Origin of the sequence: Malikia sp. (assembly GCF_028687635.1) — a bacterium.
Taxonomy (GTDB): Bacteria; Pseudomonadota; Gammaproteobacteria; order Burkholderiales; family Burkholderiaceae_C; genus Malikia.
In genome coordinates, this window is record NZ_JAQTZS010000006.1 from 43,602 (window position 1) to 68,128 (window position 24,527).

A 24,527-nucleotide genomic window follows, 5' to 3' on the forward strand; every position below is an offset into this window, starting at 1 on the left:
AAGCCGATGATGGAGACCCGTTCACCGTCCGAACACCAGCCGCGCCTGATGCGCGCGATCGGGGCTTTGCTGCGGGGGCAGCGGGTGGCGGCGCTGGCCACGCTGGAGGCCGATGGTTCGCCGTTCGTGTCGATGGTGCCGTTCGCCACCGAGCCGGAGCAGGCTTGCCTGGTCTTGCATGTCAGCGCGCTGGCGCAGCACACCGGCAACATGGCGCGTGATCCACGTATTTCCTTGCTGGTCATGCAGGCCGAGCAGGCGGATCAGCCGGTGCACGCGTTGCCGCGCCTGAGCCTGTTGGGGCGCGCCGGCACGCCGGAGCCGGGCGGCGCGTCCTGGGCCGCCTGCCGCGTGGCCTATCTGGCGCGCTTCCCGGAGGCCGAGCCGATGACGCGGCTGGGCGACTTCCGCTTCGTCGCCATCGAGCTGTCGGGTGCGCGCCAGATCGCGGGCTTCGGTGCGGCACGCTCGGTCGATGCCGATGAACTGCGCCGCATCCTGGCACTCAGCGCCGAGCGCCCGCCGCGATCAGCTCACCGGGATTCGGCGTGACGCGCTGGCGCATGCCGCAGGATCATGTCCACCAGTTCGTCCATGTCCAGCGGCTTGGCCACATGCTCGTTCATGCCGGCGTCCAGGCAAGCCTGGCGGTCGTCGCTCATGGCGTTCGCGGTCATGGCCACGATCGGCAGCTCAAGCAGTCCGAGCGACTCGCGGATCTTGCGCGTGGCCTCCAGCCCGTCCATCACCGGCATCTGCATGTCCATCAGCACGAGGTCGTAGGGCGGGCTGGCCGCCTGCACCATCTCGACGGCGAGCTGGCCGTTGGCGGCAATGTCCACCTCGGCCCCTTCGTGCATGAGCAGTTCACGCGCCAGTTGCTGGTTGACCAGGTTGTCCTCGGCCAGCAGGATGCGCAGGCCTGCCAGGGGCGCATCGTCCATGGCCTGGCTGGCGGGGGGCTTGGCCGCCTGCTCGCCATGCCCACGCAAGTTGGCCACGGTGTCGTAGAGCATGGAAGCCGTCACCGGCTTCATGATCTGGCCGTCGATCAGGCCCGCGAGATCGATCCCTGGAGGCAACGATTTCAGGCAGGACAGGGTGGTCATCAGCACCACCGGCGTACCGCGGTCCCACTCGCGCAATTGCACGCAGGTCTGCCAACCGCTCAGGTCGGGCATCTGACTGTCCATGAACACCACATCGTAGTGGTGGCCCTGCCGCGCCGCATCGCGCAGCAGGGCGAGTGCGGCGGCGCCACTGTCGCAGACTGTGGCCCGCCAGCCCAGTGAGTGGCACATCCGCTCAAGCAACTCGCGCGATTTCGGGTGATCGTCGACCAGCAGCACATGCAAGCCGTCCCAACGCACGCCGGTGCGGGCGACTTCGGGCGGGCCGGCGGGTTCCGCCGGATCCAGCGCCAGGTCGGCCTCGAAGAAGAAGCGGCTGCCCCGGCCCAGTTCGCTCTCGACCTGCAACTCGCCGCCCATGAGCTTGACGAGCTGGCTGGTGATCGCCATGCCCAGACCCGTCCCGCCGTACTGGCGCGTGTTGGACTGCTGGGCCTGGGTGAAGGCATCGAAGATCACGCGCTGGAAGCTGGCCTCCATGCCGATGCCGGTATCGCGCACCTCGAACAGCAGGCGCAAGCAGGTCGCCGCGCGCTCGACCACCCGCACGCCGATCAGCACATGGCCTTCCTGGGTGAACTTGATCGCATTGTTTCCCAGGTTGAGCAGTATCTGGTGCAGGCGCAGGCTGTCGCCGATCACCGACCCGCTGGCGCCTGGGTCCAGGTCGAGCAGCAGCTCCACCCGGGGCGAGTTGTGGGTGCTGGCAAAGATTTCCGCCAGCTCGCGCAACACATGCTCGATCTCGAACGGGCGCTGCTCCAGCACCATCATGTTCGCGTCGATCTTGGACAGGTCCAGGATGTCGTTGAGCAGGCCCAGCAGCGACTTGCCCGCGCGCTCGGCCTTGCCGGCGTAGTCGCTCTGCTGCGCCGTCATGGAGGTCTTGCGCAGCAGGGCCAGCATGCCCAGCACCGCGTTCATGGGGGTGCGGATCTCGTGGCTCATGTTGGCCAGGAACTGGCTCTTGGCGCGCTCGCCTGCCTGCGCCGCTTCCTTGTCCTTGACCATGTTGGTGATGTCGATGCGAAAGCCCACGGTGTAGCCGGTGGACATGCGGCGCTCGATGATGCGCAGAATGCGCCCGTCGTCGAGGTGCTGCACGAGTTCGCCGTCGCCGCGCCGGTGGAACGCCAGGCGTTCGGCCACCCACTCGTCGAAGCGGCCGATGGCTTCCGGGTACTGGCCGCTCTCGGCGCCGAAGCGCACGATGGCTTCGAAGGTTTCGCCGGCCACGATCTTGGCCGCGCTTCTGGCGTAGACCTGTCGGTACTGGTCATTGAAATAGACCAGCCGGTCGTCGGCATCGTAGATGCAGAAGGCTTGACCGATGGTGGCGATCGCGCCCTCTAGCAGCGCGGTCTGCTGCTCGGCCCGGGCCTGGGTCAGCTTGAGCTGCGTGATCTCGAAGCGCACCGAGACGTAGCTGTCGACCTCGCCCTTGACCGACAGGAAGGGCACGATGACCGTGTCCACCCAGTACAAGCGGCCGTCCTTGGCGCGGTTGCAGACCTCGCCGCGCCAGACGCGGCCCTTCTGTATGGTCCGCCACACCTGGCCCCAGTTCACCACGTTGTCCGCCCCGGCGTTGACGATGTTGTGCCGCTTGCCCACGAGCTCGTCCTGGCTGTAGCCACTGACGCGGCAAAAACCGCTGTTGACCCGCTGGATCACGCCGTCGAGATCGGTGAACGAGACGATGGCATTGTGGTCCAGTGCATCCAGCAGGTTGCGGTTGCTGCGCTCGGCCTCCTGCAGCAGCTGTTGCGACTGGCGCCGCTGCGTCACGTCGATCGAGCTGGCGATGAAGCCGATCTGCTCGCCTTGTTTGTTGAAGTGGGGATGGATGTGCAGTTCCACCCAGTAGAGCCGGCCTTGCTTGCTGCGGTTGAGGATTTCGCCCACGTAATACCCGGTGCTGCGCAAGGCCTCGCGGATGCGCAGCACCTCGTCGGGGTCGGTCTCTTCGCACTGCAGCAGCGCGCCCGGGTGCCAGCCCAGTGCCTCCTCCATGGTGTAGCCGGACAGCTGTTCGAAGCCCGAACTGACCGAGGTGATGCAGCCCAGCAGATTCGTCGCCACGTAAGCCGAGTGGGTTTGGCCGGCGAGATGGCGGTAGCTGTCCAGCTTGCGTTGCGCCAGTTCCAGCTCGCTGTCGGCCCGTCTGAGGGCGTGCAGGTGGCGCGATAGCCAGAGGGCTGTGCCGGCGCTGAGCAGCAGGCCGGTGATCATCACCCACCAATCGGCTGAACTCAGGTGCAGGTTCTCGAAGTCCGGCGTGCTGGCGATTTGCAGTTCGAGCGTCTGGCCGTAGAGATCGAGCGGGATGCTGCGCTGGTAGTGCGGCGTTGCTGCCGCTGGTCTGGCTGTCCCGGCCAGGTTGTCGTACCACGGCGTGGTCGATCCCGTCGGGGCCGTCGGCCCGAGCAGGCGAACGTGCAGCTCGCCGTGGCCGATATCGCCTCGGGCATCGAGCAGGCCGGCGACCACCGCTGGCGTGTTGATGATCCCGATCAGCGCGGCCTGTCTCTGTTTAGGGGTGTCCAATGGTGCCGCGTTCGCGTACACCGGCAAACTGATCAGGACGCCGGGTTGCTTGTTCTCGCGGTTCTGTACCAGCAAGATGCATTCGGTCATGGTGGGCTGGCCGCTGCGCACGGCCTGCTCGATCGCGCGCCGGCGTGACGGGTCCGAGCCGATGTCCAGCCCGAGCGCGCTGGCGTTTCGCGCCTGAGGCGCGATATATTTGACGATATAAAGATCGTTGTGCTTGCTCTCACCGAGGCCGTGGATCGTGAAGCCGGGCGCCTTGTCGGCCCGGGTGGCTGCGAGAAAGTCAGCCAGATCCCGTCGCTGCACCCGCTGCACGAAGGCGATGCCGAGTATCCCTGGGAATTCGTCGGCCAGGTTGCTCGAAGCCATGTAGTGCGCGAATTGCTCGCGCGACAGCGGCCCGACGCTGGCAAAGCTGCCGCGCAGACCGCGCAGTCCATAGACCGGCAGCTTGAAACGGGCCAGCAGCTCGGCCTGGGTGTGGTGCGCGGCATCGTCAAAGGCTTGTTGGGCGCTGGCCTCGTTTTTTTGCCGCACCGTGCTGGCCAGTCCCAGGCTCAGCAGCACACCCAGGCCCAGCACCAGCCATTCGACTGGGCGATTCGAGCGGGCAAGGCGCAGCCTCCAGCTCGGCGGCGGGGACGGCTCGGGGAATAATGTCGATAACTCGTTGGTAAGGTACTTCAATCGCTTGCCGATGTCCATTGGGCCGCAGATGCAGTGGCTGGGGTGTACGCGCCGACATCGAGCATAGAAGCGACTGCTGGCATTACGGCTTTACCTCATGACTATGGCATGTTCATGACATGTGCATAGATGGAGCAGATTTGCGTTTTTACGCTTTATTGCGACTTTGAAGACGCATCCGCCAATTATAATCCAGCCAGTTCTGTAAATCTAATATGGTGGGTTTTGCCATGTCCAAATTGATTCTCATTGTGGATGATTCCCCCACGGTGATCCTGAGCCTCAAGTCCAACCTGACCCTCAATGGCTACCAGGTGGAAACGGCGGCCGACGGCGCGGCGGCCCTGAGCCGCCTCCAGGCCGGGCTGCGTCCGGCCCTGATCATCACCGACTTCAACATGCCGAAGATGAACGGTGGTGAACTGGTGCGCGCCGTCAAGGCCATGCCGACTCTGAGGTTCACCCCGATCCTGATGCTGACCACCGAAAGCGACCCGAAAAAGCGCGACGAAGGCAAGAAGATGGGGATCACGGGCTGGATGCTCAAACCGGCTTCCGGTCCTGATCTGATCAAGGTGATTTCCCAGATATTGCCGGCTGGACGTTGAATCCGCATCGGCAGATGGTCTTCCTTGCCGCTCGAATCTTGAACTTTCAATCTTGAATCCAGGGACGTAGAGAGATCATGTCAAAGAAAATCCTGACGATCGATGACCAGGGCGATATCCGCCGCCTGATCCGCATGGCGCTGGAGTTCGACGGCCGCCACGAGGTGGTCGAGGCCATGGACGCCGACGAGGGCCTGCTGGTGGCTCGCCGCGAAAAGCCCAACCTGATCCTGCTCGATCTGAACATGCCGCGCGTCAACGGCATCGAGATGTGCCAGCGCCTGTCCCGTGATCCGCAGCTGTCGGAGATTCCCGTGATCCTGCTGACCGGCAGCAACGACCCCGAGCTGCGGCGCCAGGGCCAGGCGGCCGGTGCCCGGGTCTTCCTGACCAAGCCGTTCAACCCCATGCAGTTGCTGGACTTGATTGACGACCATGCCAATTGACGCCGCTACCCCACCGATGCAGGGGCGCTCCATGTCCAAGCCCGGCAGCGGCCCGACCGCCAGTCCGCCGGTCGATGCCAGCGGGCTGGCGGGCCTGCAGCTGGCGGGGCCGGTGCTGGTCTCGTCGCTGCTCGCGCTCGGGCTGGTGGGTGCGCTGGTCGCGCTGCTGGGCTTCGCCGAGGTGCCGTGGCGCTGGGTGCTGTCCATCGCCTTGCTGACGGAGCTGCTGCTGCTCGGGGGGCTGTGGGGCTTTTCGGTCTTGCAGCCGCGCCTGCGACGCTTTCCGTGGCTGGTGATGGAACGCCGCCTGCCGGTGGCGCGGGCGGCGACCGAGGTGCGCGACGCCGGTCCCTACCTGGAGCTGCTCACGAGCCAGCTGCAAGGCGCGCTGCAGGACGCCGAAAAGGACGTGACCGCCATCGTCGAGTCGCTGAACCGGATGAACGAGGTGTCGCAGGAGGAGCTCGCGCGCATCGAGGCCTCCAAGCACAACGGGGCCGAGCTGCTGGAGGTGGTGCATGAGAAGATGCAACTCGACCAGCAACTCGGCATGATTCTCGAGATGTTCGTGCAAAAGCTGCAGCAGGACGTGGCCGACAACCTCGGGCGCGTGCAGCGGCTGCAGGAGGTCAAGGCCCTCGAACCGATGGTGGACGTGATTGCCACCGTGGCGCGGCAGATCAATTTCCTGTCGATCAATGCGGCGGTGGAAGCGGCCCGCGCCGGGCACAGTGGCAATGGCTTCGCCGTGGTGGCCGCCGAGATCCGCAGCCTCTCGACCAAGACGGCCGCGACCGTGAAGGACATCTCGGCCCGGATCCATGCCGCCACCGAAGGGGTGGACAAGGAGCTTGAGGTGGCCAGCAACAGCGCCCACCGCAACTCGGCCGTGGCCAACATGCACAAGGTGCTGGCCGACATCTACGACATGCAGCGGCGCTTCAACGATGCCGCCAACAAGAACGACATGGAGCATGTGTTCGGTTCGTTGGGCCAGGGCCACCGTGCGCTGGTGGAGTTGATGACCCAGGCCTTGGGCAACATGCAGTTCTACGATGTGATGCGCCAGCGCGTGGACCATGTGCAAGGCGCGATCCATGAGCTCAACACCCACCTGCAGCAACTCGCCACCCTGATGCAGACCCCAGACGGCTCCTTGAGCGACGGCGAGCGCCTGCAAGACCTGCTGGCGGCGCAGACCGACCGCTATGTGATGCACAGCCAGATCAATACGCACAACATGAGCGTGGGTGGATCCGCCTCTGTGCCCGTAGCAGCGGCAGTACCGAGCATCGAGCTGTTTTGATCGCCGGCGCAACGGGCCATTCTTCCCTTCTCACTTTCGACGCCACGCATGGAACCCACCACCGCCGACTTCGTCCTGCCCGCCGAGCTCACGATCTACGAGGCCGCGGCACTCAAGCCCGGCTTGGTGGCGCCGGGCCCCGTCATGCGTGACCGGGTGCTGGACGCTTCGGCCGTCGAGCGCGTGGACCTGGCCGGTCTGCAGGTGCTGCTGCTCGCGCAGCGCGAGTGCGCGGCCGCTGGTCACGCCCTGGTGCTCAAGCACCCCAGTGCCGCCTTGTCCGAGGTGCTGGCGCTGCTGGGCCTGGGCGCGTTTTTCACCCTAGAGTCCTGAATCGAACGGCAGCCCCTGATGGAAACCTTGAAAGACGTTTTTCTGCTTGAGGCGCGCGACCAGCTTGAAGCCCTGGAGACCACGCTGCTGGCGCTGGAGCGCGATCCTGGCGACGAGACCCAGATCCACGGTGCCTTTCGCGCGGCGCACACCATCAAGGGCTCCTCCAGCATGGCCGAGGCCATGGGCATTACCGCGTTCACCCACAACGTGGAAAACGTGCTGCAGCGCATGCGCGACGGCGAGCTGGTGGTGGAGTCGGAGCTGGTCAGCGCGCTGCTGGGCTGCGCCGACCATATCCGCGTGCTGCTCGATTTCTTTGCCCGTGATGCCGACATCGATGAGCCGACCCGCTCCCAGGGGCAGGTCCTGCTGGCGCGGCTCAAGCCCTGGCTGGAGCCGGCGTCAGTGCCCCGGCAGATCCCGCTCGTCGCATCGCCGTCGAGCGCCAGCGGCCGGGGTGGCGAGGAGTGCCTGGGCAGCGATGCCTGGCATATCTCCTTGCGCTTGGGGCAGGAAATCTTTCAGCGCGGCGTCGAGCCGATCGGCCTGATCCGCTACCTGGCCGGGCTCGGCGAGCTGGTGCGGGTGTTGCCCATCACCGATGCGCTGCCAGCGCCCGAGCAGATGGACGCCGAGCTGTGCTACCTCGGCTTCGAGATGGCTTTTCGCGGTGCCGTGGTCCGCGCCGATATCGAGGACGCCTTTGCCTTCCTGCAGGGGGAATGCGTGCTGCATATCCTGCCGCCGCACAGCCCCTTGGCCGAGCTGGGGCGGGTGCTGCAGGTCCAGGCCCCAGGCCGCGAGGTGGAATTGGCGCAGCAGTTGCGCCAGGTCGACATGCTCGACCTGGATGACGAGGCGCTGCTGATCGACTGGCTCGCGGGCCAGCAGTCTGAGGACGCCGCGCCCGTGCCCGTGCCCGTGCCTCAGGCAGAGACTGACGAGCTGGCCGCGCCCGCTGCCGTGGCATCGGATGCGGTCGCGCCACGACGAGCGCAGCCAGGTCAACCCAGCGTGCCCGCGCATGCCCAGTTGCGCGTGGACGCGGACAAGCTCGACCGGCTGGTCGACCTGGTGGGTGAGCTGGTGATCGCCGGCGCCGCCGCCTCGGTGATCGCCGCGCGGGTCGGACGGGAAGACCTCAACGAGGCCTTGTCGGTGCTGTCGGGCCTGATCGAGGACATGCGTGACTCCGCCATGCAGATGCGCATGGTCCAGATCGGCGCCACCTTCAACCGCTTCCAGCGCGTGGTGCGCGACGTGTCGCGGGAGCTGGGCAAGGAGATCGAGCTGCTCACCGAGGGCGGCGAGACCGAGCTCGACAAGTCGGTGGTCGAGAAGATCGGCGACCCGCTGATGCATCTGGTGCGCAACAGCATGGATCATGGCATCGAGTCGGCCGAGCTGCGCCTGGCACGCGGCAAGCCGGCGCGTGGCCGCCTGACGCTCCGTGCCCAGCACGAGGCGGGCAGCATCCTGATCCAGATCCGTGACGACGGCGGCGGTCTCGACACCGAAAGAATCCTGGCCAAGGCGGTCGAGCGCAAGCTGGTGCAGCCCAAGCAGACCCTGACCGAGGCCGAGATCCACCAGCTCATCTTCGAGCCCGGCTTCTCCACCGCCGAGCAGGTGACCGAACTGTCCGGGCGCGGCGTGGGCATGGACGTGGTACGCCGCAACATCCAGGCGCTGCGTGGCAGCGTGACCGTCGAGAGCCGGCCGGGTCAGGGCTGTGCCTTCACCATCCGGCTGCCGCTGACGCTGGCCATCATCGACGGTTTCCGGGTCGGCATCGGCGACTCCCATTTCGTGATTCCGCTCGACATGGTGGCCGAGTGCATCCAGCACGACCGCCAGGCGCGCTCATGCGACTACATCAACCTGCGTGGCAAGCTGCTGCCCTTCGTGCGCTTGCGCGAACTGTTCGGCGACGAGGGCGATAGCGCCGTGTCCGATGTGGCGGAAAACCTGGTCGTGGTCAAGCACGGCGGCCAGCAGGTCGGCATCGTGGTCGAAAAGCTCTATGGCGAGATGCAGGCCGTCATCAAGCCGCTGGGCGTGATGTTCCAGGGCATCAAGGGGCTGGCCGGTTGCACCCTGCTGGGGACTGGCGAGATCGCGGTCATCCTGGACATACCTTCCCTGATTGCCCAGCTCATGCGCAGTTCTGTCAACCATGCCGCTGCCGTTCTGGAATGAAGGCGGATTTTCACTTGTTCATTGGTTTTGGAAGTAAATGATGAGAATCACCATCAAACTCAAATTGCTGCTGTCGTTCCTGCTGATCGCGGCGATTGGCGCGATATCGGTCCTGATTGGCATCAATAAAATGAGCATGGTCAATGACCTGCTCGATGAGATGGGCACCGTGACAGCCAGGAAGGTCATCCTCGCCGCCGAGATGCAGCGCGACGTGGGGGCGTTGATCCGCAACGAAAAGAACATCATTCTCTCCAGAACGGTCAAGGAGCTCGAAGAGCTGGAAAAAGAGCACAACGAGATCAACGACCGCCTGCTTGCCAACCGTGAACAACTGGACAAGTTGCTCAAGACCGATGAGGGCAAGTTGGCGGTGCGGGAGTTCGTTGCCAACATGGATGGCTACCGGGCGATCAAGAAGGAAGTCATCGCCCTGAATCTGCAGGCCAACAAGGACCGCGAGGTCGGCCGGGTGGACATGGCCACCAAGCTGGAGGAACAGTCGCAGGAGCTGGCTCACTCCAAGGGTCGTGACCTTGCGAACAAGGCCGAAGCGCGTCTGGCCAGGCTGGTGGAGCAGAACCAGGATTTCATGAAGCAATCCATGGTGGCGGCGGACGCGACCTACGATGGCGCCCGAACCACGCTGATCACCCTGCTGGTCCTGAGTGCTGCTGCGGGAGCCGGCATCGCGCTGTGGATCTCGATCTCGATCGCCAAGGCGCTGGGGCGGGCCACGCAACTGGCTGAAAGCGTGGCGCAAGGCGATCTCACCACCAACGTGGTCTACACCGGACGCGACGAGGTGGGCGACCTGATCGCCAGCCTCAACAACATGATCGCCAAGCTGCGGGACGTGATCGGCAAGGTGCAGGACGCGTCCGAGAACGTGGCCGCCGGCGCCGAGGAGCTGTCGTCCTCGGCCGAGGAGTTGTCGCAGGGCGCCGCCGAGCAGGCATCGTCGACCGAGGAAGCCAGCGCCTCGATGGAGCAGATGGCCGCCAACATCCGCCAGACCGCCGACAACGCGCAGCAGACCAGCAAGATCTCGGTCAAGGCGGCCGAGGCTTCCAAGAAGACCAACGAATCCGTGACGCAGGCCGTCGAAGCCATGCGCACCATCGCCGAGAAGATCAGCATCGTGCAGGAGATCGCCCGTCAGACCGACCTGCTGGCGCTCAACGCCGCGATCGAGGCGGCGCGCGCGGGCGAGCACGGCCGTGGCTTTGCCGTGGTGGCCTCCGAGGTGCGCAAGCTCGCCGAGCGCAGCCAGAACGCGGCCAACGAGATCAACGAGCTTTCGACATCGAGCGTCGCGGTGGCCGCCAGGGCCGGCGAGATGCTGACCGAGATGCTGCCCGACATCCTGCGCACGACCGAGCTGGTGCAGGAGATCAACGCCGCGTCCAACGAGCAGAACGCCGGCGCCGAGCAGATCAACCGCGCGATCCAGCAGCTCGACAAGGTGACCCAGCAGAACTCCAGCGCCTCCGAGGAGATGAGCGCCACCAGCCAGGAACTCGCCAGCCAGTCGGCCGTGATGCAGGAGGCCGCCGCCTACTTCCGTCTCGACAATGGCGGCGCCCGTCGCGTCAGCAATGCGCCCGCGCGCAAGTCGGTCGCCGTGGCCCACCCCCTGTCGAGTCGATCGGCCGGCAAGAAGCCGGTCGCGGCCAGCAAGTCCGACGGCGGGCATGGCGTCGAGATCCGCCTCGACGACGAAGACCAGAGCTTCGAGCGTTACTGATGCGCCCGGGCTTGCATTGGAGTACGACATGAGCACAGAACTGGATGCGCTGTCTTCGCAGCACCTGACCTTTCGCCTGGAGGGCGAGCTGTTCGCGGTGGAGGTGGCCAAGGTGCGCGAGGTGCTGGACCTGGTGCCGATCACCAAGGTGCCGCGCGCGCCTCACTACATGCGCGGCATGATCAACGTGCGCGGCAAGGTGGTGCCGGTGGTGGACCTGCATGTCAAGTTCGGCATGCCGCCGGCCGTCAATTCGCGCGATACCCGCATCATCGTGCTGGAGGTGGAAGTCCTCGGCGAGAAGCTGGTCGTGGGCGCCATCGCCGATGCCGTGCATGAAGTCACCGAGCTGGAGGCCGGGGCGGTCGAGGCCGTGCCGCGCATCGGCATGCGCTGGAACACCGAGTTCATGAAGGGCATAGGCAAGCGCCATGAGCGTTTCGTGATCCTGCTCGACGTCAACCGGGTGTTCTCGGTCGATGAGGCGGACCAGGTCAGGGATCTGTTCGACGAGGCGCAGCCCGCCGACCGCTGAGCATGACGGCCATGATTTGCACGCTGCCTGACTTGACGGCGAGCAGCGCCCAGTCGCTGAGCGCCTGCCTGCGGGCGGCGCGGCGCGCTGGCCTGCCGGTCGCTTTTGCCGCGGTCGAGGAGGTGGACCTGGCGGGCGTGCAACTGGTGCTGGCCCATGCCAGGGACTGCGTGGCGACCGGCTTGCCACCTTTCGATGGCCCCTTGCCCGAGCCGCTCCGGCAGGCCCTGGCCTTGGCGGGCTGTCTGAATCCGATGAATGAAATGGATGGGGAATTGCTGTCATGAGCTCTGATTCGAATGCCTGCGGCGACAAGTCGGTGGTCCTGTTCGCCGACGATGCGCCCAGCGTGCGCTTTCTGGTGCGCACGGCGCTCGAGGCGGCCGGCTTCGTGACGATAGAAACCAGCGACGGTCAGCAAGCGCTGGAAGTGCTGGCCTCCGGTCAGCGGGTCGACATACTGGTGACCGATCTGCACATGCCCGGCATCGACGGCCTGGAGCTGGTGCGCCAGACGCGCGCCTTGGCCGCGCGGCGCTACCTGCCGATCGTGATGCTGACCACCGAGTCGCAGAACAACGCGGTGCAGGAGGGGTTGAAGGCGGGCCTCACGGCCTGGATCGTCAAGCCCTTCAAGAGCGACACCTTGCTCAAGGTGGTGGCCAAGGCGCTGGGCAAGCGCGCGCCACTGGCCACGCTGGCCAGGCCCGCCGCCACGCCATGAGCGAGCCGACAGACGCTCAGGCCCTGGCCGAGCGGATGCTGGAGCTGTTCCAGCAGGAGTCGAGCGCCGGACTGGATCTGATCGACGCGACGCTGGAGGGCAGCCGAGCTGACCCGGCGGGGGTCGACACCGTGTTTCGCGCCTTCCACACGCTGCGCGGCTCGGCGGCGATGAACGGGTTGGACCAGCTCGTCGACCTGGCCAGGGCGTTCGAGGACCTGTTCGAGCCGATGCGTCATGGGCGTCAGGCGCTGGGCGCCGACACCGTGGCGCTCACGGCAGAGGCGGTGTGTCTGTTGCGCCGCCTGCTCGCCGCCCAGGGGTCGGCCGATGCCGAGCTGTCCGAGGCCATCGCCGCACTGCTCGAACGCCTGTCCTGGGTCGCGCGCGCGGAGTCGCCCGAAGCGGCGCGGCCACCAGACCGGCGCGAAGCCGAAAGCGCGCAGCAACTGTTCCATCTGATCTTCGAGCCCGGCGAGCAGCTGATGCGACGCGGCGTGGACGTGCTGGCGCTGCTGGACGAACTGGCGGGGCTGGGCGAACTGGTCCTGGTGCCCGGGCTGGACCGCCTGCCCGCGCTCGACGCCATGCAGCCCGACAGCGTGTACCTGGGCTGGCGCATGTTGTTGCGCACCCAGGCCGGCGCCGAAGCCGTGCGGGACGTGTTTATGTTCGTCGCCGTCGACAGCCAGGTGGTGCTGCAGGCGCTGTCGCTGGCCGGGCCGCTCGACGACGATTGGGCGCTGCGGGCTCGTGCCTTGCTGCTGCGCCGACCCTGGCTGTCGCCCGAGCGGCTCGCGCAGGAGCTGTGCCTGCCGGCCAAGGGGCCGGCGTTCGCGGACGGCAGCGAGGCGCCCGGGTCGCTGCCCGGCGACCAGTCCGCCGTGGCGGTGGTGATTCCGGTGCCGGTGGAGCGGCTCAACCGCCAGATCGATCTGGTGGGGGAGCTGGTGATCGCGCAGTCCACCCTGATCCAGCTGGCGGCCCGTCTCCAGCAGCCGCAGCTCAGCAGCGCCGTCGAGCAGGTGATGCGCCTGACCACCGACATGCGCGACAACGCCATGCGGTTGCGCATGGTGCCGGTGGGCACGCTGTTCGCCGACCTGGCGCAGGCGGTGGCCGATTGCGCCGAGCGGCTGGGGCGTCCGCTGGCTTTTGCCGCGCGCGGGGCTGACACCGAGCTCGACCTGTCGGTGCTGCAGGCGCTGCGCGCGCCGGTGCTGGCCTTGCTGCGCGGCTGCGCGCAGCAGGGCCTGGAGCCGGTCGAGGAACGCGCGCGCCTGGGCAAGCCGGCGGCGGGGCAGCTGTCGCTGTCGGTCGAAAAGGCCGGCGCCGAGGTGCTGCTGACCGTCAGCGACGATGGCGCGGGTGTTCCCGCTGCCGAACTGGAGACGGTGCGTGCCGCCGTGGAAGCCTTGCGCGGGACCTGCGAGGCCAGGCCGCTGCCGGGGCAGGGCAGCCGGCATCTGCTGCGCCTGCCGCTGGCGCAGGGCATCATCGACAGCCTGCTGGTGGCGGTGTGCGGCAGCACCTTCGTGCTGCCGCTGGCGCAGGTGGAGGAGGTGGTCAACCTGCGCACGGCGCGCGGTGGCGAGGGCCATGATCAGGACATCCTGAACCTGCGTGGGCAGCTGTTGCCCTTTGTGCGCCTGTCGCGGCTGTTCGAGCTCGACGATGGCAGCGCCGCGCCAGACGGGCAGGTCATCGTCGTCAGCGGTGGCGAACGCCGCGCGGGCCTGCTGGTCGATCGCGTGATCGGACAGCAGCAAACCGTGATCAAGGGGGTGCCGTCCCTGTATGCCGAGGATGCCGCCTTGTCGGGCGCGACGATCCTGGGCGACGGGACCGTGGCACTGATCCTGGACCCGGCCGCGCTGTTGCGTCAGGCTGAAATCGAACTGCGAGTGCATCCCGATGGCCACTGAATCAAGAACGGCCGCCCTGTCGACGGCCCCCGCCAGCGCGCCGGGCTTCGGGGTCAATCCCGAGATGGCGCCCAGGCTGTTTGCCGAACTGTCGGATTACATCCAGCAGACGGCCGGCATCCGCATGCCGCCGGAAAAGCGCGTCATGCTGCAGGCACGGCTGCAAAAGCGCATGCGCAAGCTGGGTCACAAGAGTTACGACAGCTATGTGCGCTACGTCTTCAGCGCCGAGGGCACGCGGCTCGAACTGCAGTCGATGATCGATGCGGTCACCACCAACAAGACCGATTTCTTCCGCGAACCCTATCATTTCGACTATCTGATCGAGCAAGGCCTGCCCGAGCTGGTGAGCCGCTTCGGGCCGAGGCTGCGGTTCTGGAGCGCGCCTTGCTCCAAGGGCCACGAGGTCTACACCCTGGCCATGGTGCTGGCCGAGTACGCGCGGCGCCAGCGCGGTTTCGACTTCGAGATCCTGGGCTCCGACCTCTCGGGCTTCGCCATCGACGTGGCGCGGCGCGCGGTCTACCCGCACCACGAGATCGAGCCGGTGCCGCTGCCGTTGCGCAAGAAATACCTGATGCGCAGCAAGGATGCCGATGAAAACCTGGTGCGCATCGCGCCCGAGCTGCGGCAAAACACCCGCTACAAGCACATGAACTTCATGGACGAGCAGTACCACGTGGGCGAGAAGTTCCATGTGATCTTCTGCCGCAACATGCTGATCTATTTCGATCCGCCGACGCAGGAGCAGGTGGTCAACCGCCTGGCCCGCCACCTGCACCCGGGCGGACTGTTCCTGACCGGGCACGCCGAGTCGCTGGGGCGCATCCGCACGCCCTTCGTCGCGCTGGAGCCCACCATCTACCAGTTGCCGGAGTAAGCCATGGCCCGAATCATCAAGGTGCTGGTGGTCGACGACTCCGCCATGGTGCGCCAGGCGCTGACCGCGGTGCTGGAGTCCGATCCCGAGATCCGCGTCATCGCGACGGCGCCGGACCCCTATGTGGCGGCGCAGAAGATCGCCCAGCAACTGCCCGACGTGATCACGCTCGATGTGGAGATGCCGCGCATGGACGGCATCACCTTCCTGCGCAAGCTCATGAGCCAGCACCCGGTGCCGGTGGTGATCTGCTCCAGCCTGGCGCAGTTCGGCTCCGATACGGTGATGCGCGCGCTGGAGTCGGGCGCGGTCGACATCATCGCCAAGCCGGCCCTGGGCGTGCGGGACTTCCTCATGGAAGAGCGCCTGCGCATCATTGACGTCGTCAAGGGGGCCGCCGTGGCCCGGCTCAAGCGGCTGCAGGTGGCCGCGCGCGCGCAACTGCGCCAGAGTCAGGAACACCTGGCCGAGCCGCGCCGTGGCAGCAGCCTGGTGCATGGCGTGCCCCCGAAGCTGAATGCCGACGTGGTGCTGCCGCCGCCGCCCATTGGCAAGGCGATGGTCCGCACCACCGAGCGCGTGGTGGTGGTCGGCGCCTCCACCGGCGGCACCGAGGCCCTGCGCAGCTTCCTGGAGGTCTTGCCCGCGGACAGCCCGGGCATCGTGGTGGTGCAGCATATGCCGGAGAATTTCACCGCCTCCTTCGCCAAGCGGCTGGACTCCTTGTGCCGCATGGACGTGAAGGAAGCGGTCAGCGGCGACAGCGTGCTGCGCGGTCGGGTGCTGATCGCGCCGGGCAACCGGCACACCCTGCTCAAGCGCAGCGGCGCGCGCTATCTGGTCGAGGTGGTGCACGGCGAGCTCGTGAGCCGCCACCGACCTTCGGTCGATGTGCTGTTTCGCTCGGCGGCCACCTACGCCGGCTCCAACGCGATCGGCGTGATCATGACCGGGATGGGCGACGACGGCGCGCATGGCATGCGGGAGATGCATGTCGCGGGCGCCTTCACCCTGGCGCAGGACGAGGCCAGCTGCGTGGTGTTCGGCATGCCGGCCGAGGCCATCAAGCTCGGCGGCGTGGATAAGGTGTCGCCACTGGACCAGCTGGCGCACTGGGTCACAAAACTGGATCAGACAGAGGATTGGATGCATGTCGGAAAAAAACGCTGAATCACAGACCGCGCTGGCGCTGAGCCAGGCCAATGCAGTCATTGCCGAGCTCGAAGCCCGGCTGGACGAAGTCAATGCCCGTCTCTTCAAGGCCGAGCACGGCAAGAGCTATTTCATCTCGCACGCGCTCAACGAGCTCAACAACCCGCTGGCGGCCATCATCGGACTGACCGAGCAGTTCATGTCGATGCGGCAGCCGTCCTGGGACCAGGTGCGCCAGTCGCTGCAATGGGTGCACGACGAGGGCAGCTACCTCGAGTTCCAGCTCAAGAACCTGTTCATGGCCGGCGAGCTCGAAGCGGGCGTGGCCCAGATGAGCTGCGCCAGGGTGGATGTCCATGCCGTGCTCAACGCGGTGACCACGCGCTACCTGGCGCTGGCGCAACGCAAGGGCGTGACGATCAGCAGCAACGGCGGGCACGCGCTGCTGTCCATGGCGGGCACCACGCGCCATTTCAATACCGATGGCGCCGCGCTCAGCCTGATCTTCGCCAACCTGCTCGACAACGCCGTGAAGTTCTCCCCGACCGGCAGCGAGGTGCGCGTGCGGGTCGACATCAACCCCATCGGCCTGGACATCGCGGTGGAAAGCGACGGCCCGGGCATCGCGGCGGCCGACCAGGCCCATGTCTTCGACCGCTTCTGGCAGAGCGACGACAGCACCACCAAGCGCTACCGTGGCCTGGGTCTGGGCCTGTCGGTGGCCGCGAGCTGCGCCGAGTTGCTGGGTGGCAAGCTGCAATTGTCCGAGGCAGGCGATGCCGGCACGCGCTTCACGCTGCACCTGTCCGCGCTGGAAGCGGGCCAGCTCACCGATGCGCCCGACGATAACGTGTTCTTTTTTGATCGCTTAGAGGACGACGATGCGTTTGAAGACGAAACATTCTGAGCCCCGACCAGGCAGCCTGGCCGGCCTTGGCACAGTCAGGGTGGTCTGAACCCATGCACCATCACAACCTGATGATGGGCCAGCTCTACGCTTCGGCCGGCCCCTGCACGATCACTACCGTGCTCGGCTCCTGCGTGGCCGTGTGCCTGTGGGACCAGAGCGCCGCCGTGGGTGGCCTGAACCACTTCATGCTGCCGCGCTGGGACGGCAACGGTCTGCCCAGTCCGCGCTATGGCAACATCGCCATCCCCAAGCTGATCGAGGCTGTGGTCGCCGCGGGCGGCCGGCGCTCGCGCCTGGTGGCCAAGGTGTTCGGTGGCGGCAACGTGCTCGGCCAGGGCGAACCCCCACCGCGCTTCAACGTGGGCTTTCGCAACGCCGACTACGCCTTGCAGGCGCTGGCGCTGGAAGAGATCCCGGTGGTCGCGCAAAGGATCAAGCCCGACCATGGCACCAAGATCGCGTTCGAGACCGGCTCGGGCGAGGTCATCCTGCGGGTGCTGCGCAAGATCGAGTGCCAGCTCGGATGAGCCATTCACCGACGGATCGCCTGCACGATTTCAATCCTGGCGGCTTGAACAAATTCCGCGCCCGGCTGGGGCTGGGCATCCTGCTGCTGCTGCTGGGGGTCTGGTCCAGCGTCGGGTTCATGCTCTACCAGTCCTATCAGGAAGTCCAGCAAAAAACCACGGTGCGCGCCACGAATTTCGGCAATGGCCTGGCGATGCTGCTGCAGGAGCAGGTGGACCAGATCGGTCTGGCGCTGGAGTCGGTCGCGGGCCAGCTCGAGCAGAGACTGGGCCAGGGACCGCTGGATCGGGCGGCCGTCAGCTGGATGCTGGAGCAGCATCTGGCGCACCTGGGCGCGGTGGATGCGCTGCGCGTGAGCAACGAGACGGGGCTGGTGCTGGCGGGCCGGGCCGTCGCCCAGGAGCTGCCGGTCTCCTGGCGCGAGCGTGAATATTTCATTTATGCACGGGACCATGCCGACGCCGGCATGCGCGTGACGCGGCCGCTCATGGCGATGATTTCCCGCAAGCAGGTGGTGGTGTTCAGCCAGCGCTACAACTACCCCAACGGGCATTTCGCCGGGGTGGTGGTCGCCACCGTGGAATTGTCCGCCTGGTCGGCGATGCTGAATTCGTTCGACCTCGGGCCGCAGGGTGTCGCGGAACTGCGCCACGAGGACCTGGCGTTGCTGGCCCGCCACCAGCCGACCGCGGCGCCCGAGGGCCAGCCGGGCAGTCGGCTGGTCTCCGCCAGGCTCCAGCAGCTGGTGGCATCGGGGGCGAAGCAGGCGGTCTATGATTTCGAGGACGACCGTGCCGGCCTGGCGCAGAAAGTGGCGTTCCGGCGCGTCAAGGGGGTGCCCTGGTTCGTCGTGACGGCGGTGTCGGTCGACGATGACCTCGCCTCTTGGCGGCGCAACGCGGGCATCCTGCTGGCGCAATCGCTGCTGATCACGCTGGTCCTGATCCTGATGGCGCGCTCGCTCTGGCGCTATTACAGCAAGCTGCATTTCGATCGGCAGCGCCTCCAGGGCCTGTTCGAGCTGTCGCAAAAGGGCATCGCGTTGACCGACATGCGGGGTCGCTTCGTCGAGTTCAACAGCGCGTTCGCCAAGCTGTGCGGCTATCCGCCGCAGGAACTCAAGGCGCTCGACTACTGGGCACTGACGCCCGCCGAGTACCTGGAGGCCGAGACCCGGCAGCTCGAGTCGCTCGAAAAGACTGGTCAGTACGGGCCCTACCGCAAGCGCTACCGGCGCAAGGACCAGCAGCTGGTGGACGTGGAGCTCAACGGTCAGCTGATCGAGACCGCCGGTGGCGAACGCTTCGTCTGGTCGATCGTGGTCGATATCTCGGAGCAGCTGCGCTACGAGGACGAACTGCACGCGGCGCGTGACGCGGCCGAGGCGGGCAGCCGGGCCAAGTCCCAGTTCCTCGCCACGATGTCACATGAATTGCGCACCCCGCTGAACGGCATGCTGGGATCGGCTCAGCTGCTCAAGCGGATGGGCGCCTTGCCGCCCGCCCAGGGTCGCCTGGTCGATGCGATCCTGAGCGCCGGCCTCGGGCTCAAGACGCTGCTGGGAGACTTGATCGATGCCGCCCAAATGCAGCAGGGCACCCTGGCGGTGCGGCCCGAGGCGGTGCCGCTGGAGCGGTTCCTGCGCGACACCGTGGCCTTGTACGAGTTCCAGTCGATCGACCAGGGCATTCGCCTGGAGCTGACCTGGGACGGTCCCCCGCAGGCTTGCTACCGGGCCGACCCGGTGCGGCTGCGGCAGATGCTGGGCAACCTGCTGCACAACGCGCTCAAGTTCACCGAACAGGGCTGGGTGCGCCTGGAGGCCAGCGAGCTGTCGCGCCAGGGCCTGCAGGCCATGGTGGAGTTCGCGGTGGTGGACTCGGGTCCGGGCATCAAGCCGCAGGCGCAGGCGCTGCTGTTTCGGCCCTTTAGCCAGCTCGACAGCTCCTATGCCCGCCCCAGCGAGGGGGCTGGCCTGGGGCTTTCGATCGTGGCCGGCCTGACCCGCCAGATGGGCGGCGAGACGGGCGTGAGCAGCCAGCCCGGCCATGGGGCCCGGTTCTGGTTCCGGATTCCGCTGGAGGTGCTGGAGTGCCCGGTCACGGAGCCGGTCGAGCAGGCCTGCCACGACGAGCTGTCCGAGGTGTCAGCCGAACCGGCCGAAGGCGCCCTGCCCAGGCGCGTGCTGGTGGTGGAGGATAATCCGGTCAACCGCCAGCTGGTGGTCGGCTTCCTGGAGGAGCAGGGGGTCATGGTGCAATCCTGCAACAACGGGCTGGAGGCCGTCACGGCCATCACCTCGGGCGCGGTGGTGGACATGGTGCTGATGGATATCCAGATGCCGGTCATGGATGGCATGGAGGCGTCGCGGCGCATCCGGCAATGGGAAGCGGCTTGCGGTCGGCGCCGCTTGCCGATACTCGCGCTGACGGCGGCCGCCACGATCGCCCAGCATGAGCTGAACTGCGCGGGCCTGGACGCGGTGATCTTCAAGCCGCTGGATCTGGATGCGCTGGAGTCCCATCTATTACAGTGGCGTCTGTGGGGCCATGATTTGCCCTCGCCAGCGGCGGACTTTCCCAGTTTTGAGATCTCTATCTGATGACCCCTACTACCGTTCCCAATCCGAGCCAGCCGACGCCGCGTCGGCGCTTCCGTGCCATCGATGTCGCCGAGAACCTGGACATGCTCATCATCGGCCAGATCTGCCTGGGGGTGACCTTTGCCGGCTACAGCAAGCTGCTCGACGCGGTGTTCAGCGAGCAATCCGGCAGCCTCGGGCGGCTGCTGTGCGCGCTCGACGGCGCCCAGACCTCGGCGATCCGGGCCGATGCGCATTCGTTCAAGGGTGAAACCAGCGTGCTGGGGCTCAAGGCCCTGGCTCAGCAAGCCTTCCACTGCGAGGAGCAGGGCGCCGCGTTCACGCCGGCCGACTGCCAGCAGGCAGCCGCCAAGCTGCGCGAGTGCTGGGACACCACGCAGGCGCTGTGCCGGCGCATGGGGCTGGTGGCTGCTGCCTGATCCTTGACCAAGAGCGCGGCAAGCCTCCCCCTTCAGGGGGAGGTCAAGAGCGCCGGCCCGCGCAGCGGGCCACATCCATCACAGCACAGACCACCTTTGCTGCTACGATAGCCTGCCCATGTCGATCAGGGCTTTCCGCTTTCAGCTTCGCTTGAAGCCCGGCACCGAGCGCGCCCTGCGCCGGTTTGCCGGCTCGTGCCGCTGGGTGTGGAATGCCGCGATCGCCGAGCAGCAGCGCCGGCGCGAGGCGGGCGAGAAGTTCGCCGGGCACGCAGCCATGTGTCAGTGGCTCACCGCATGGCGGCACGCGCCCGAAACCGGTTGGCTCGCTGAAACCCCGGTCCATCCGCTGCAGCAGACGCTGCGCCGGCTCGAAGCCGCCTACCAGCGCTTCTTCGCGGGCCAGGGCGGCTACCCCAAGTTCAAGCGGCGCGGCCAGGAGCCGGGCTTGCGCTTCCCCGATCCGAAACAGTTCGCGCTGGACCCTGTCAACGCCCGAGTGAAGCTGCCCAAGCTGGGTTGGCAGCGCCTGCGCCTGTCGCAGCCCGTGGTCGGCGAACCGCGCAACGCCACCGTCACCCGCGAGCGCGGTCATTGGTTCGTGTCGCTGCAGGTCGAGCTGCCCGACGTGTTGCCAGCCGCCGATCTGGCGCCGACGCTGGGCATCGATCTGGGCGTGGCGCTGTTCGCGGCCACGTCGAGCGGCGACAAGATCGAGCCCCTCAAGGCACTGGAGCGCCAGCAGCGCCGCCTCAAGCGCTACCAGAGCGCCGTCTCGTGCAAGGTCAAGGGCTCGCGCAACCGCCGCAAGGCGGTGGAGCGGCTCAGCCGCATCCACGCGCGCATCGCCGCGCAGCGCAGCGACTGGCTGCACAAGCTCAGCACTGAGCTGGCCGATCGCCACCCGGTGATCGCGATAGAAGATTTGAAGGTCGCGGCGATGTCGGCCAGCGCCGCCGGCACGGTGGAGGCGCCGGGCAAGCGGGTGCGCCAGAAGACGGGACTGAACCGCGCGATCCTCGACCAGGGCTGGGCCGAGTTCCGCCGCCAGCTCGAATACAAGTGCGCCGCCCGGGGCGGCGCCGTGGTGTCGGTGAACCCGGCCTACACCAGCCAGCGCTGCAGCCAGTGCGGCCATGTCTCGGCCGACAACCGCCAGACGCAAGGCGCCTTTGCCTGCGTGGCCTGTGGCCATGCCGACAACGCGGACACGAACGCCGCGAAGAACATTCTGGCCGCCGGACTGGCGGTCTGGTCCTGCGGGACCGCAGCCTGTGGAGCGGAAGTCAGCCGCGCCAAGCCCGCGAGGGCGAAGCGCGCAGCCGCGAAGAAGCAGGAACCCACCGAAGGGTTGATGCGTGTCTAGCGCGCGCACCCACCCGGTAGGAATCCTTGGCCTTCAGGCCGGGGAGGAAGTCAACAGCTGTAGCTTGGGCCAGTGTGCCGCATCGCAGTGGTGTGCAGAAACAAAAACGCCCGTCGCGGGTGGCGACGGGCGTCTTGTATTGGAGCGGGATAAGAGACTCGAACTCTCGACCTATACCTTGGCAAGGTATCGCTCTACCAACTGAGCTAATCCCGCAGGGATCTTCTGGCTCCTCGACCTGGGCTCGAACCAGGGACCTACGGATTAACAGTCCGGCGCTCTACCGACTGAGCTATCGAGGAACAGACCTGCCGCAACTTGCGTTGCAGCAGATGTTGGTAACGGTGTTGGTAACGGTGTTGGCTCCTCGACCTGGGCTCGAACCAGGGACCTACGGATTAACAGTCCGGCGCTCTACCGACTGAGCTATCGAGGAATAGCTTTCGATTATAGCCAGGTTTTCCGGGCTTTTTCGAGCGGGCTCAAATTTCCGTTGGCAGCGCGGCCCAGGCCTGCCGCAGCGCGGCGGCGGCGGCCTCCGGGTCGGCGGCGCCGGTGATGGCGCGCACGACCGCGAACGAGCCGACGCCGCTGGCGGCGACCTCGGGCAGCTGCTCGGCGCCGATGCCGCCGATGGCGACCAGGCTGCGCTGACGCATCAGCCGCGCGTAGGCTTGGAGCCGGCCCGTGCCTTGTGGCGGCGTGACCATGGCCTTGAGCGTGGTCGGGAACACCGCGCCCAACGCGAGGTAGCTCGGCCTCACCGCATCGGCGCGCAGCATCTCGGCGTAGCCATGCGTGCTCAGGCCCAGCCGCAGGCCGGCGTGGCGCATCTCGGCCAGTTCGGAGGTTGAAAGCGTGTCGAGGTCTTCCTGACCCAGGTGCACGCCGTAGGCACCGGCGGCGATGGCTTCGCGCCAGTGGTCGTTGATGAACAGCAGGCTGGAGCTGCCGCGCACCGCTTCGACTGCGGCGCGGATCTCGGCGCGCACGGCGGCGGCGTCCTGCGACTTGAAGCGCAGCTGCACGGTCGGCAGGCCCGCGCGCGCCATGCGGCCGACCCATTCGGCGCTGGGCAGCACGGCATAGAGGCCGAGCCGTGGCGGGCAGGGCGCGAAGGCATCGGGGCGTGGGCCTGAGGGGATGCCGAAGTCGGCCTGCTCGCGAGGCCAGCTCTCTGGGTCGAAGCAGCCGGTGCGATCGCTCTGGCGCTGCCAGGCGCGCGCCACCACCTCGGCATCGGCCGGGATGAAGCCGAGCCGGCGCGCGGCGGCGTAGCTGATCGCGCGCGGGCTGTCGTCGACTGGAAGGGCCTGCGGGTCGGCGTTGCTGTCCAGACCGAGCGCGGCATGGCGCGCGACGATCTGCTGCATCAGTTCAAGGGTAGCGGGCATGGCGGACTCAGGGCTGGTGCCAGAAGGGGGTGCCGAGCACCGGGGTGCTGGGCTGGGCGGCGTCCTGCGCGGTCATGGCGCCGGCCAGGAAGGCGCTGCGCCCGGCCTGCACCGCGTCGGCGAAGGCGCCGGCCATGGTGACGGGTTCCTGTGCCAGCGCGACGGCGGTGTTGAGCAGCACCGCGTCATAGCCCCATTCCATCACCTGGCAGGCGTGCGAGGGCAGGCCCAGGCCGGCATCGACGATCAGCGGCACGTCCAGGCGCTCGCGCAGCGTGCGCAGCGCGTAGGGGTTGATCGGGCCCTGGCCGGTGCCGATCGGCGCCGCCCAGGGCATCACGGCCTGGCAGCCGATGTCGACCAGGCGCTGGCACAGCACCAGATCGTCGGTGCTGTAGGGCAGCACCTTGAAGCCGGACTTGATCAGGCGCTCGGCGGCCTCGACCAGGTTCAGCGTATCGGGCTGCAGGGTGTAGTCGTCGCCGATCAGCTCAAGCTTGATCCAGTCGGTCTCGAACACCTCGCGCGCCATCTCGGCGGTGGTGATGGCTTCCTGCAGGCTGTGGCAGCCAGCGGTGTTGGGCAGCACCGGCACGCCCATCTTCTTGAGCAGCGGCCAGAAGCCGTGGCTGGCGTCGAGGCCGCTGGCGCCCTGGCGCCGCAGCGAGGCGGTCAGCATGCAGGGCTGGCTGCGGGCCACGGCGGCTTCGAGCACGGCGGGCGAGGGGTAGCGCGAGGTGCCCAGCAGCAGGCGGCTGGCGAAGGTCTCGCCGTAGAGGACCAGCGGGTCTTGGGTGGGGGTGGCTGTGGTCATGGGATTCTGGTGGATGTTGTGCGGTGGGCGGGGGCTGCGGCCGGCGGGCGATCCGAGGGCGGTCAGCCGCCGGTCACGGGGGCGATGATCTCGATCCGGTCGCCTTCGGCCAGCGCCGTCTGGGCGTACTGGCCGCGCGGCACGAAGCGCAGGTTGACGGCGGCGGCGAACGGGCCGCTGGCGGCAATGGCTTGCACCGCGTCGGCCAGGGTGGCGTGGTCGGGCAGCTGGTGGGCCTGGTTGTTGATGAGGACTTGCATGGTGGG

The 24,527-nt window shown here is 67.0% G+C and carries 22 protein-coding genes and 3 tRNA genes; 18 read left to right on the plus strand and 7 right to left on the minus strand.

The features are described from left to right. The first annotated feature begins 6 nt into the window (after positions 1-6). Complete coding sequence (locus PHR85_RS05960) at positions 7-552, plus strand: HugZ family protein (RefSeq protein ID WP_300051734.1); 546 nt, start codon at positions 7-9, stop codon at positions 550-552. Here PHR85_RS05960 and PHR85_RS05965 read toward each other — a convergent pair. Further along, complete coding sequence (locus tag PHR85_RS05965) at positions 534-4,265, minus strand: response regulator (protein WP_300051737.1); 3,732 nt, start codon at positions 4,263-4,265, stop codon at positions 534-536. The two genes, PHR85_RS05960 and PHR85_RS05965, sit on opposite strands and share 19 nt — an antisense overlap. Before the next feature lie 320 nt (positions 4,266-4,585). Between PHR85_RS05965 and PHR85_RS05970 the strand changes: the two genes are divergently transcribed. From PHR85_RS05970 to PHR85_RS06050, 17 genes are all read left to right on the plus strand, one after another. Beyond that, positions 4,586-4,978, plus strand: a complete 393-nt coding sequence (locus PHR85_RS05970) for a response regulator (protein WP_300051741.1) — start codon at positions 4,586-4,588, stop codon at positions 4,976-4,978. A gap of 77 nt (positions 4,979-5,055) precedes the next feature. Then, positions 5,056-5,424 (plus strand): response regulator, encoded by a 369-nt coding sequence (locus tag PHR85_RS05975; protein WP_300051744.1) that lies wholly within the window; start codon positions 5,056-5,058, stop codon positions 5,422-5,424. Continuing rightward, positions 5,414-6,730 carry a methyl-accepting chemotaxis protein gene (locus PHR85_RS05980; RefSeq protein ID WP_300051747.1) on the plus strand — a complete coding sequence of 439 codons (1,317 nt, stop codon included), beginning with the start codon at positions 5,414-5,416 and terminating at the stop codon, positions 6,728-6,730. Before PHR85_RS05975 ends, PHR85_RS05980 begins: the two co-directional genes overlap by 11 nt. A 48-nt stretch (positions 6,731-6,778) precedes the next feature. Further along, entirely contained in the window at positions 6,779-7,063 is a 285-nt protein-coding gene (locus PHR85_RS05985; RefSeq protein WP_300051750.1) for a lipid asymmetry maintenance protein MlaB, read from the plus strand. A 27-nt stretch (positions 7,064-7,090) separates the two neighbouring features. Beyond that, a complete protein-coding gene (locus PHR85_RS05990) occupies positions 7,091-9,265 on the plus strand; it encodes a chemotaxis protein CheA (protein WP_300051753.1) in 2,175 nt (724 codons plus the stop codon). 40 nt (positions 9,266-9,305) lie between these two features. After that, a complete protein-coding gene (locus PHR85_RS05995; protein ID WP_300051756.1) occupies positions 9,306-11,012 on the plus strand; it encodes a methyl-accepting chemotaxis protein in 1,707 nt (568 codons plus the stop codon). Between the two features lie 28 nt (positions 11,013-11,040). Beyond that, positions 11,041-11,547, plus strand: coding sequence for a chemotaxis protein CheW (locus PHR85_RS06000; RefSeq protein ID WP_300051759.1), 507 nt, complete (start codon positions 11,041-11,043; stop codon positions 11,545-11,547). Between the two features lie 2 nt (positions 11,548-11,549). Continuing rightward, positions 11,550-11,834 carry a hypothetical protein gene (locus PHR85_RS06005; protein ID WP_300051762.1) on the plus strand — a complete coding sequence of 95 codons (285 nt, stop codon included), beginning with the start codon at positions 11,550-11,552 and terminating at the stop codon, positions 11,832-11,834. Continuing rightward, on the plus strand, positions 11,831-12,271 hold the full coding sequence (locus PHR85_RS06010; protein ID WP_300051766.1) for a response regulator: 441 nt from the start codon (positions 11,831-11,833) through the stop codon (positions 12,269-12,271). Before PHR85_RS06005 ends, PHR85_RS06010 begins: the two co-directional genes overlap by 4 nt. Next, positions 12,268-14,196, plus strand: coding sequence for a chemotaxis protein CheW (locus PHR85_RS06015; RefSeq protein WP_300051768.1), 1,929 nt, complete (start codon positions 12,268-12,270; stop codon positions 14,194-14,196). Before PHR85_RS06010 ends, PHR85_RS06015 begins: the two co-directional genes overlap by 4 nt. Beyond that, on the plus strand, positions 14,186-15,076 hold the full coding sequence (locus PHR85_RS06020) for a CheR family methyltransferase (protein ID WP_300051770.1): 891 nt from the start codon (positions 14,186-14,188) through the stop codon (positions 15,074-15,076). Before PHR85_RS06015 ends, PHR85_RS06020 begins: the two co-directional genes overlap by 11 nt. Before the next feature lie 3 nt (positions 15,077-15,079). Further along, positions 15,080-16,246 (plus strand): chemotaxis response regulator protein-glutamate methylesterase, encoded by a 1,167-nt coding sequence (locus PHR85_RS06025; RefSeq protein ID WP_300051773.1) that lies wholly within the window; start codon positions 15,080-15,082, stop codon positions 16,244-16,246. Then, positions 16,227-17,135 (plus strand): sensor histidine kinase KdpD, encoded by a 909-nt coding sequence (locus PHR85_RS06030; protein WP_300051775.1) that lies wholly within the window; start codon positions 16,227-16,229, stop codon positions 17,133-17,135. Before PHR85_RS06025 ends, PHR85_RS06030 begins: the two co-directional genes overlap by 20 nt. Positions 17,136-17,188: 53 nt before the next feature. Then, positions 17,189-17,665 carry a chemotaxis protein CheD gene (locus PHR85_RS06035; RefSeq protein ID WP_300051777.1) on the plus strand — a complete coding sequence of 159 codons (477 nt, stop codon included), beginning with the start codon at positions 17,189-17,191 and terminating at the stop codon, positions 17,663-17,665. Positions 17,666-17,709: 44 nt separating this feature from the next. Continuing rightward, positions 17,710-20,268 (plus strand): ATP-binding protein, encoded by a 2,559-nt coding sequence (locus PHR85_RS06040; RefSeq protein WP_300051780.1) that lies wholly within the window; start codon positions 17,710-17,712, stop codon positions 20,266-20,268. Continuing rightward, positions 20,268-20,687: an Hpt domain-containing protein gene (locus PHR85_RS06045; RefSeq protein WP_300051783.1), complete on the plus strand. Its 420-nt coding sequence runs from the start codon at positions 20,268-20,270 to the stop codon at positions 20,685-20,687. The genes PHR85_RS06040 and PHR85_RS06045 overlap by 1 nt, the downstream gene beginning before the upstream one ends. 118 nt (positions 20,688-20,805) lie before the next feature. Next, entirely contained in the window at positions 20,806-22,053 is a 1,248-nt protein-coding gene (locus PHR85_RS06050; protein ID WP_300051785.1) for a transposase, read from the plus strand. Positions 22,054-22,193: 140 nt separating this feature from the next. Here the strand turns inward: PHR85_RS06050 and PHR85_RS06055 are convergent. From PHR85_RS06055 to thiS, 6 genes are all read right to left on the minus strand, one after another. Beyond that, a tRNA-Gly gene (locus PHR85_RS06055) sits at positions 22,194-22,269 on the minus strand. Between the two features lie 10 nt (positions 22,270-22,279). Next, positions 22,280-22,355, minus strand: a tRNA-Asn gene (locus PHR85_RS06060). Between the two features lie 58 nt (positions 22,356-22,413). Further along, positions 22,414-22,489 (minus strand) — tRNA-Asn (locus tag PHR85_RS06065). A 46-nt stretch (positions 22,490-22,535) separates the two neighbouring features. Beyond that, positions 22,536-23,447 carry a thiamine phosphate synthase gene (locus PHR85_RS06070; RefSeq protein WP_300051788.1) on the minus strand — a complete coding sequence of 304 codons (912 nt, stop codon included), beginning with the start codon at positions 23,445-23,447 and terminating at the stop codon, positions 22,536-22,538. Positions 23,448-23,454: 7 nt separating this feature from the next. Next, positions 23,455-24,261, minus strand: coding sequence for a thiazole synthase (locus PHR85_RS06075; protein ID WP_300051789.1), 807 nt, complete (start codon positions 24,259-24,261; stop codon positions 23,455-23,457). Between the two features lie 62 nt (positions 24,262-24,323). Further along, positions 24,324-24,521, minus strand: a complete 198-nt coding sequence (gene thiS / locus PHR85_RS06080) for a sulfur carrier protein ThiS (protein WP_300051792.1) — start codon at positions 24,519-24,521, stop codon at positions 24,324-24,326. Positions 24,522-24,527: the final 6 nt, after the last annotated feature.

Excerpts from the sequence above, each read along its gene's own strand:
- PHR85_RS06075 (WP_300051789.1), bottom strand. The coding sequence starts at position 24,261 with ATGACCACAGCCACCCCCACCCAAGACCCGCTGGTCCTCTACGGCGAG.
- PHR85_RS06005 (WP_300051762.1), top strand. The coding sequence starts at position 11,550 with ATGACGGCCATGATTTGCACGCTGCCTGACTTGACGGCGAGCAGCGCC.
- PHR85_RS05985 (WP_300051750.1), top strand. The coding sequence starts at position 6,779 with ATGGAACCCACCACCGCCGACTTCGTCCTGCCCGCCGAGCTCACGATC.
- PHR85_RS05975 (WP_300051744.1), top strand. The coding sequence starts at position 5,056 with ATGTCAAAGAAAATCCTGACGATCGATGACCAGGGCGATATCCGCCGC.
- PHR85_RS06000 (WP_300051759.1), top strand. The coding sequence starts at position 11,041 with ATGAGCACAGAACTGGATGCGCTGTCTTCGCAGCACCTGACCTTTCGC.
- PHR85_RS06030 (WP_300051775.1), top strand. The coding sequence starts at position 16,227 with ATGTCGGAAAAAAACGCTGAATCACAGACCGCGCTGGCGCTGAGCCAG.
- PHR85_RS06025 (WP_300051773.1), top strand. The coding sequence starts at position 15,080 with ATGGCCCGAATCATCAAGGTGCTGGTGGTCGACGACTCCGCCATGGTG.
- PHR85_RS06070 (WP_300051788.1), bottom strand. The coding sequence starts at position 23,447 with ATGCCCGCTACCCTTGAACTGATGCAGCAGATCGTCGCGCGCCATGCC.
- PHR85_RS06010 (WP_300051766.1), top strand. The coding sequence starts at position 11,831 with ATGAGCTCTGATTCGAATGCCTGCGGCGACAAGTCGGTGGTCCTGTTC.
- PHR85_RS05995 (WP_300051756.1), top strand. The coding sequence starts at position 9,306 with ATGAGAATCACCATCAAACTCAAATTGCTGCTGTCGTTCCTGCTGATC.
- PHR85_RS06035 (WP_300051777.1), top strand. The coding sequence starts at position 17,189 with ATGCACCATCACAACCTGATGATGGGCCAGCTCTACGCTTCGGCCGGC.
- PHR85_RS06045 (WP_300051783.1), top strand. The coding sequence starts at position 20,268 with ATGACCCCTACTACCGTTCCCAATCCGAGCCAGCCGACGCCGCGTCGG.
- PHR85_RS06050 (WP_300051785.1), top strand. The coding sequence starts at position 20,806 with ATGTCGATCAGGGCTTTCCGCTTTCAGCTTCGCTTGAAGCCCGGCACC.
- PHR85_RS05980 (WP_300051747.1), top strand. The coding sequence starts at position 5,414 with ATGCCAATTGACGCCGCTACCCCACCGATGCAGGGGCGCTCCATGTCC.
- PHR85_RS06015 (WP_300051768.1), top strand. The coding sequence starts at position 12,268 with ATGAGCGAGCCGACAGACGCTCAGGCCCTGGCCGAGCGGATGCTGGAG.
- PHR85_RS05960 (WP_300051734.1), top strand. The coding sequence starts at position 7 with ATGATGGAGACCCGTTCACCGTCCGAACACCAGCCGCGCCTGATGCGC.
- PHR85_RS06020 (WP_300051770.1), top strand. The coding sequence starts at position 14,186 with ATGGCCACTGAATCAAGAACGGCCGCCCTGTCGACGGCCCCCGCCAGC.
- thiS (WP_300051792.1), bottom strand. The coding sequence starts at position 24,521 with ATGCAAGTCCTCATCAACAACCAGGCCCACCAGCTGCCCGACCACGCC.
- PHR85_RS05970 (WP_300051741.1), top strand. The coding sequence starts at position 4,586 with ATGGTGGGTTTTGCCATGTCCAAATTGATTCTCATTGTGGATGATTCC.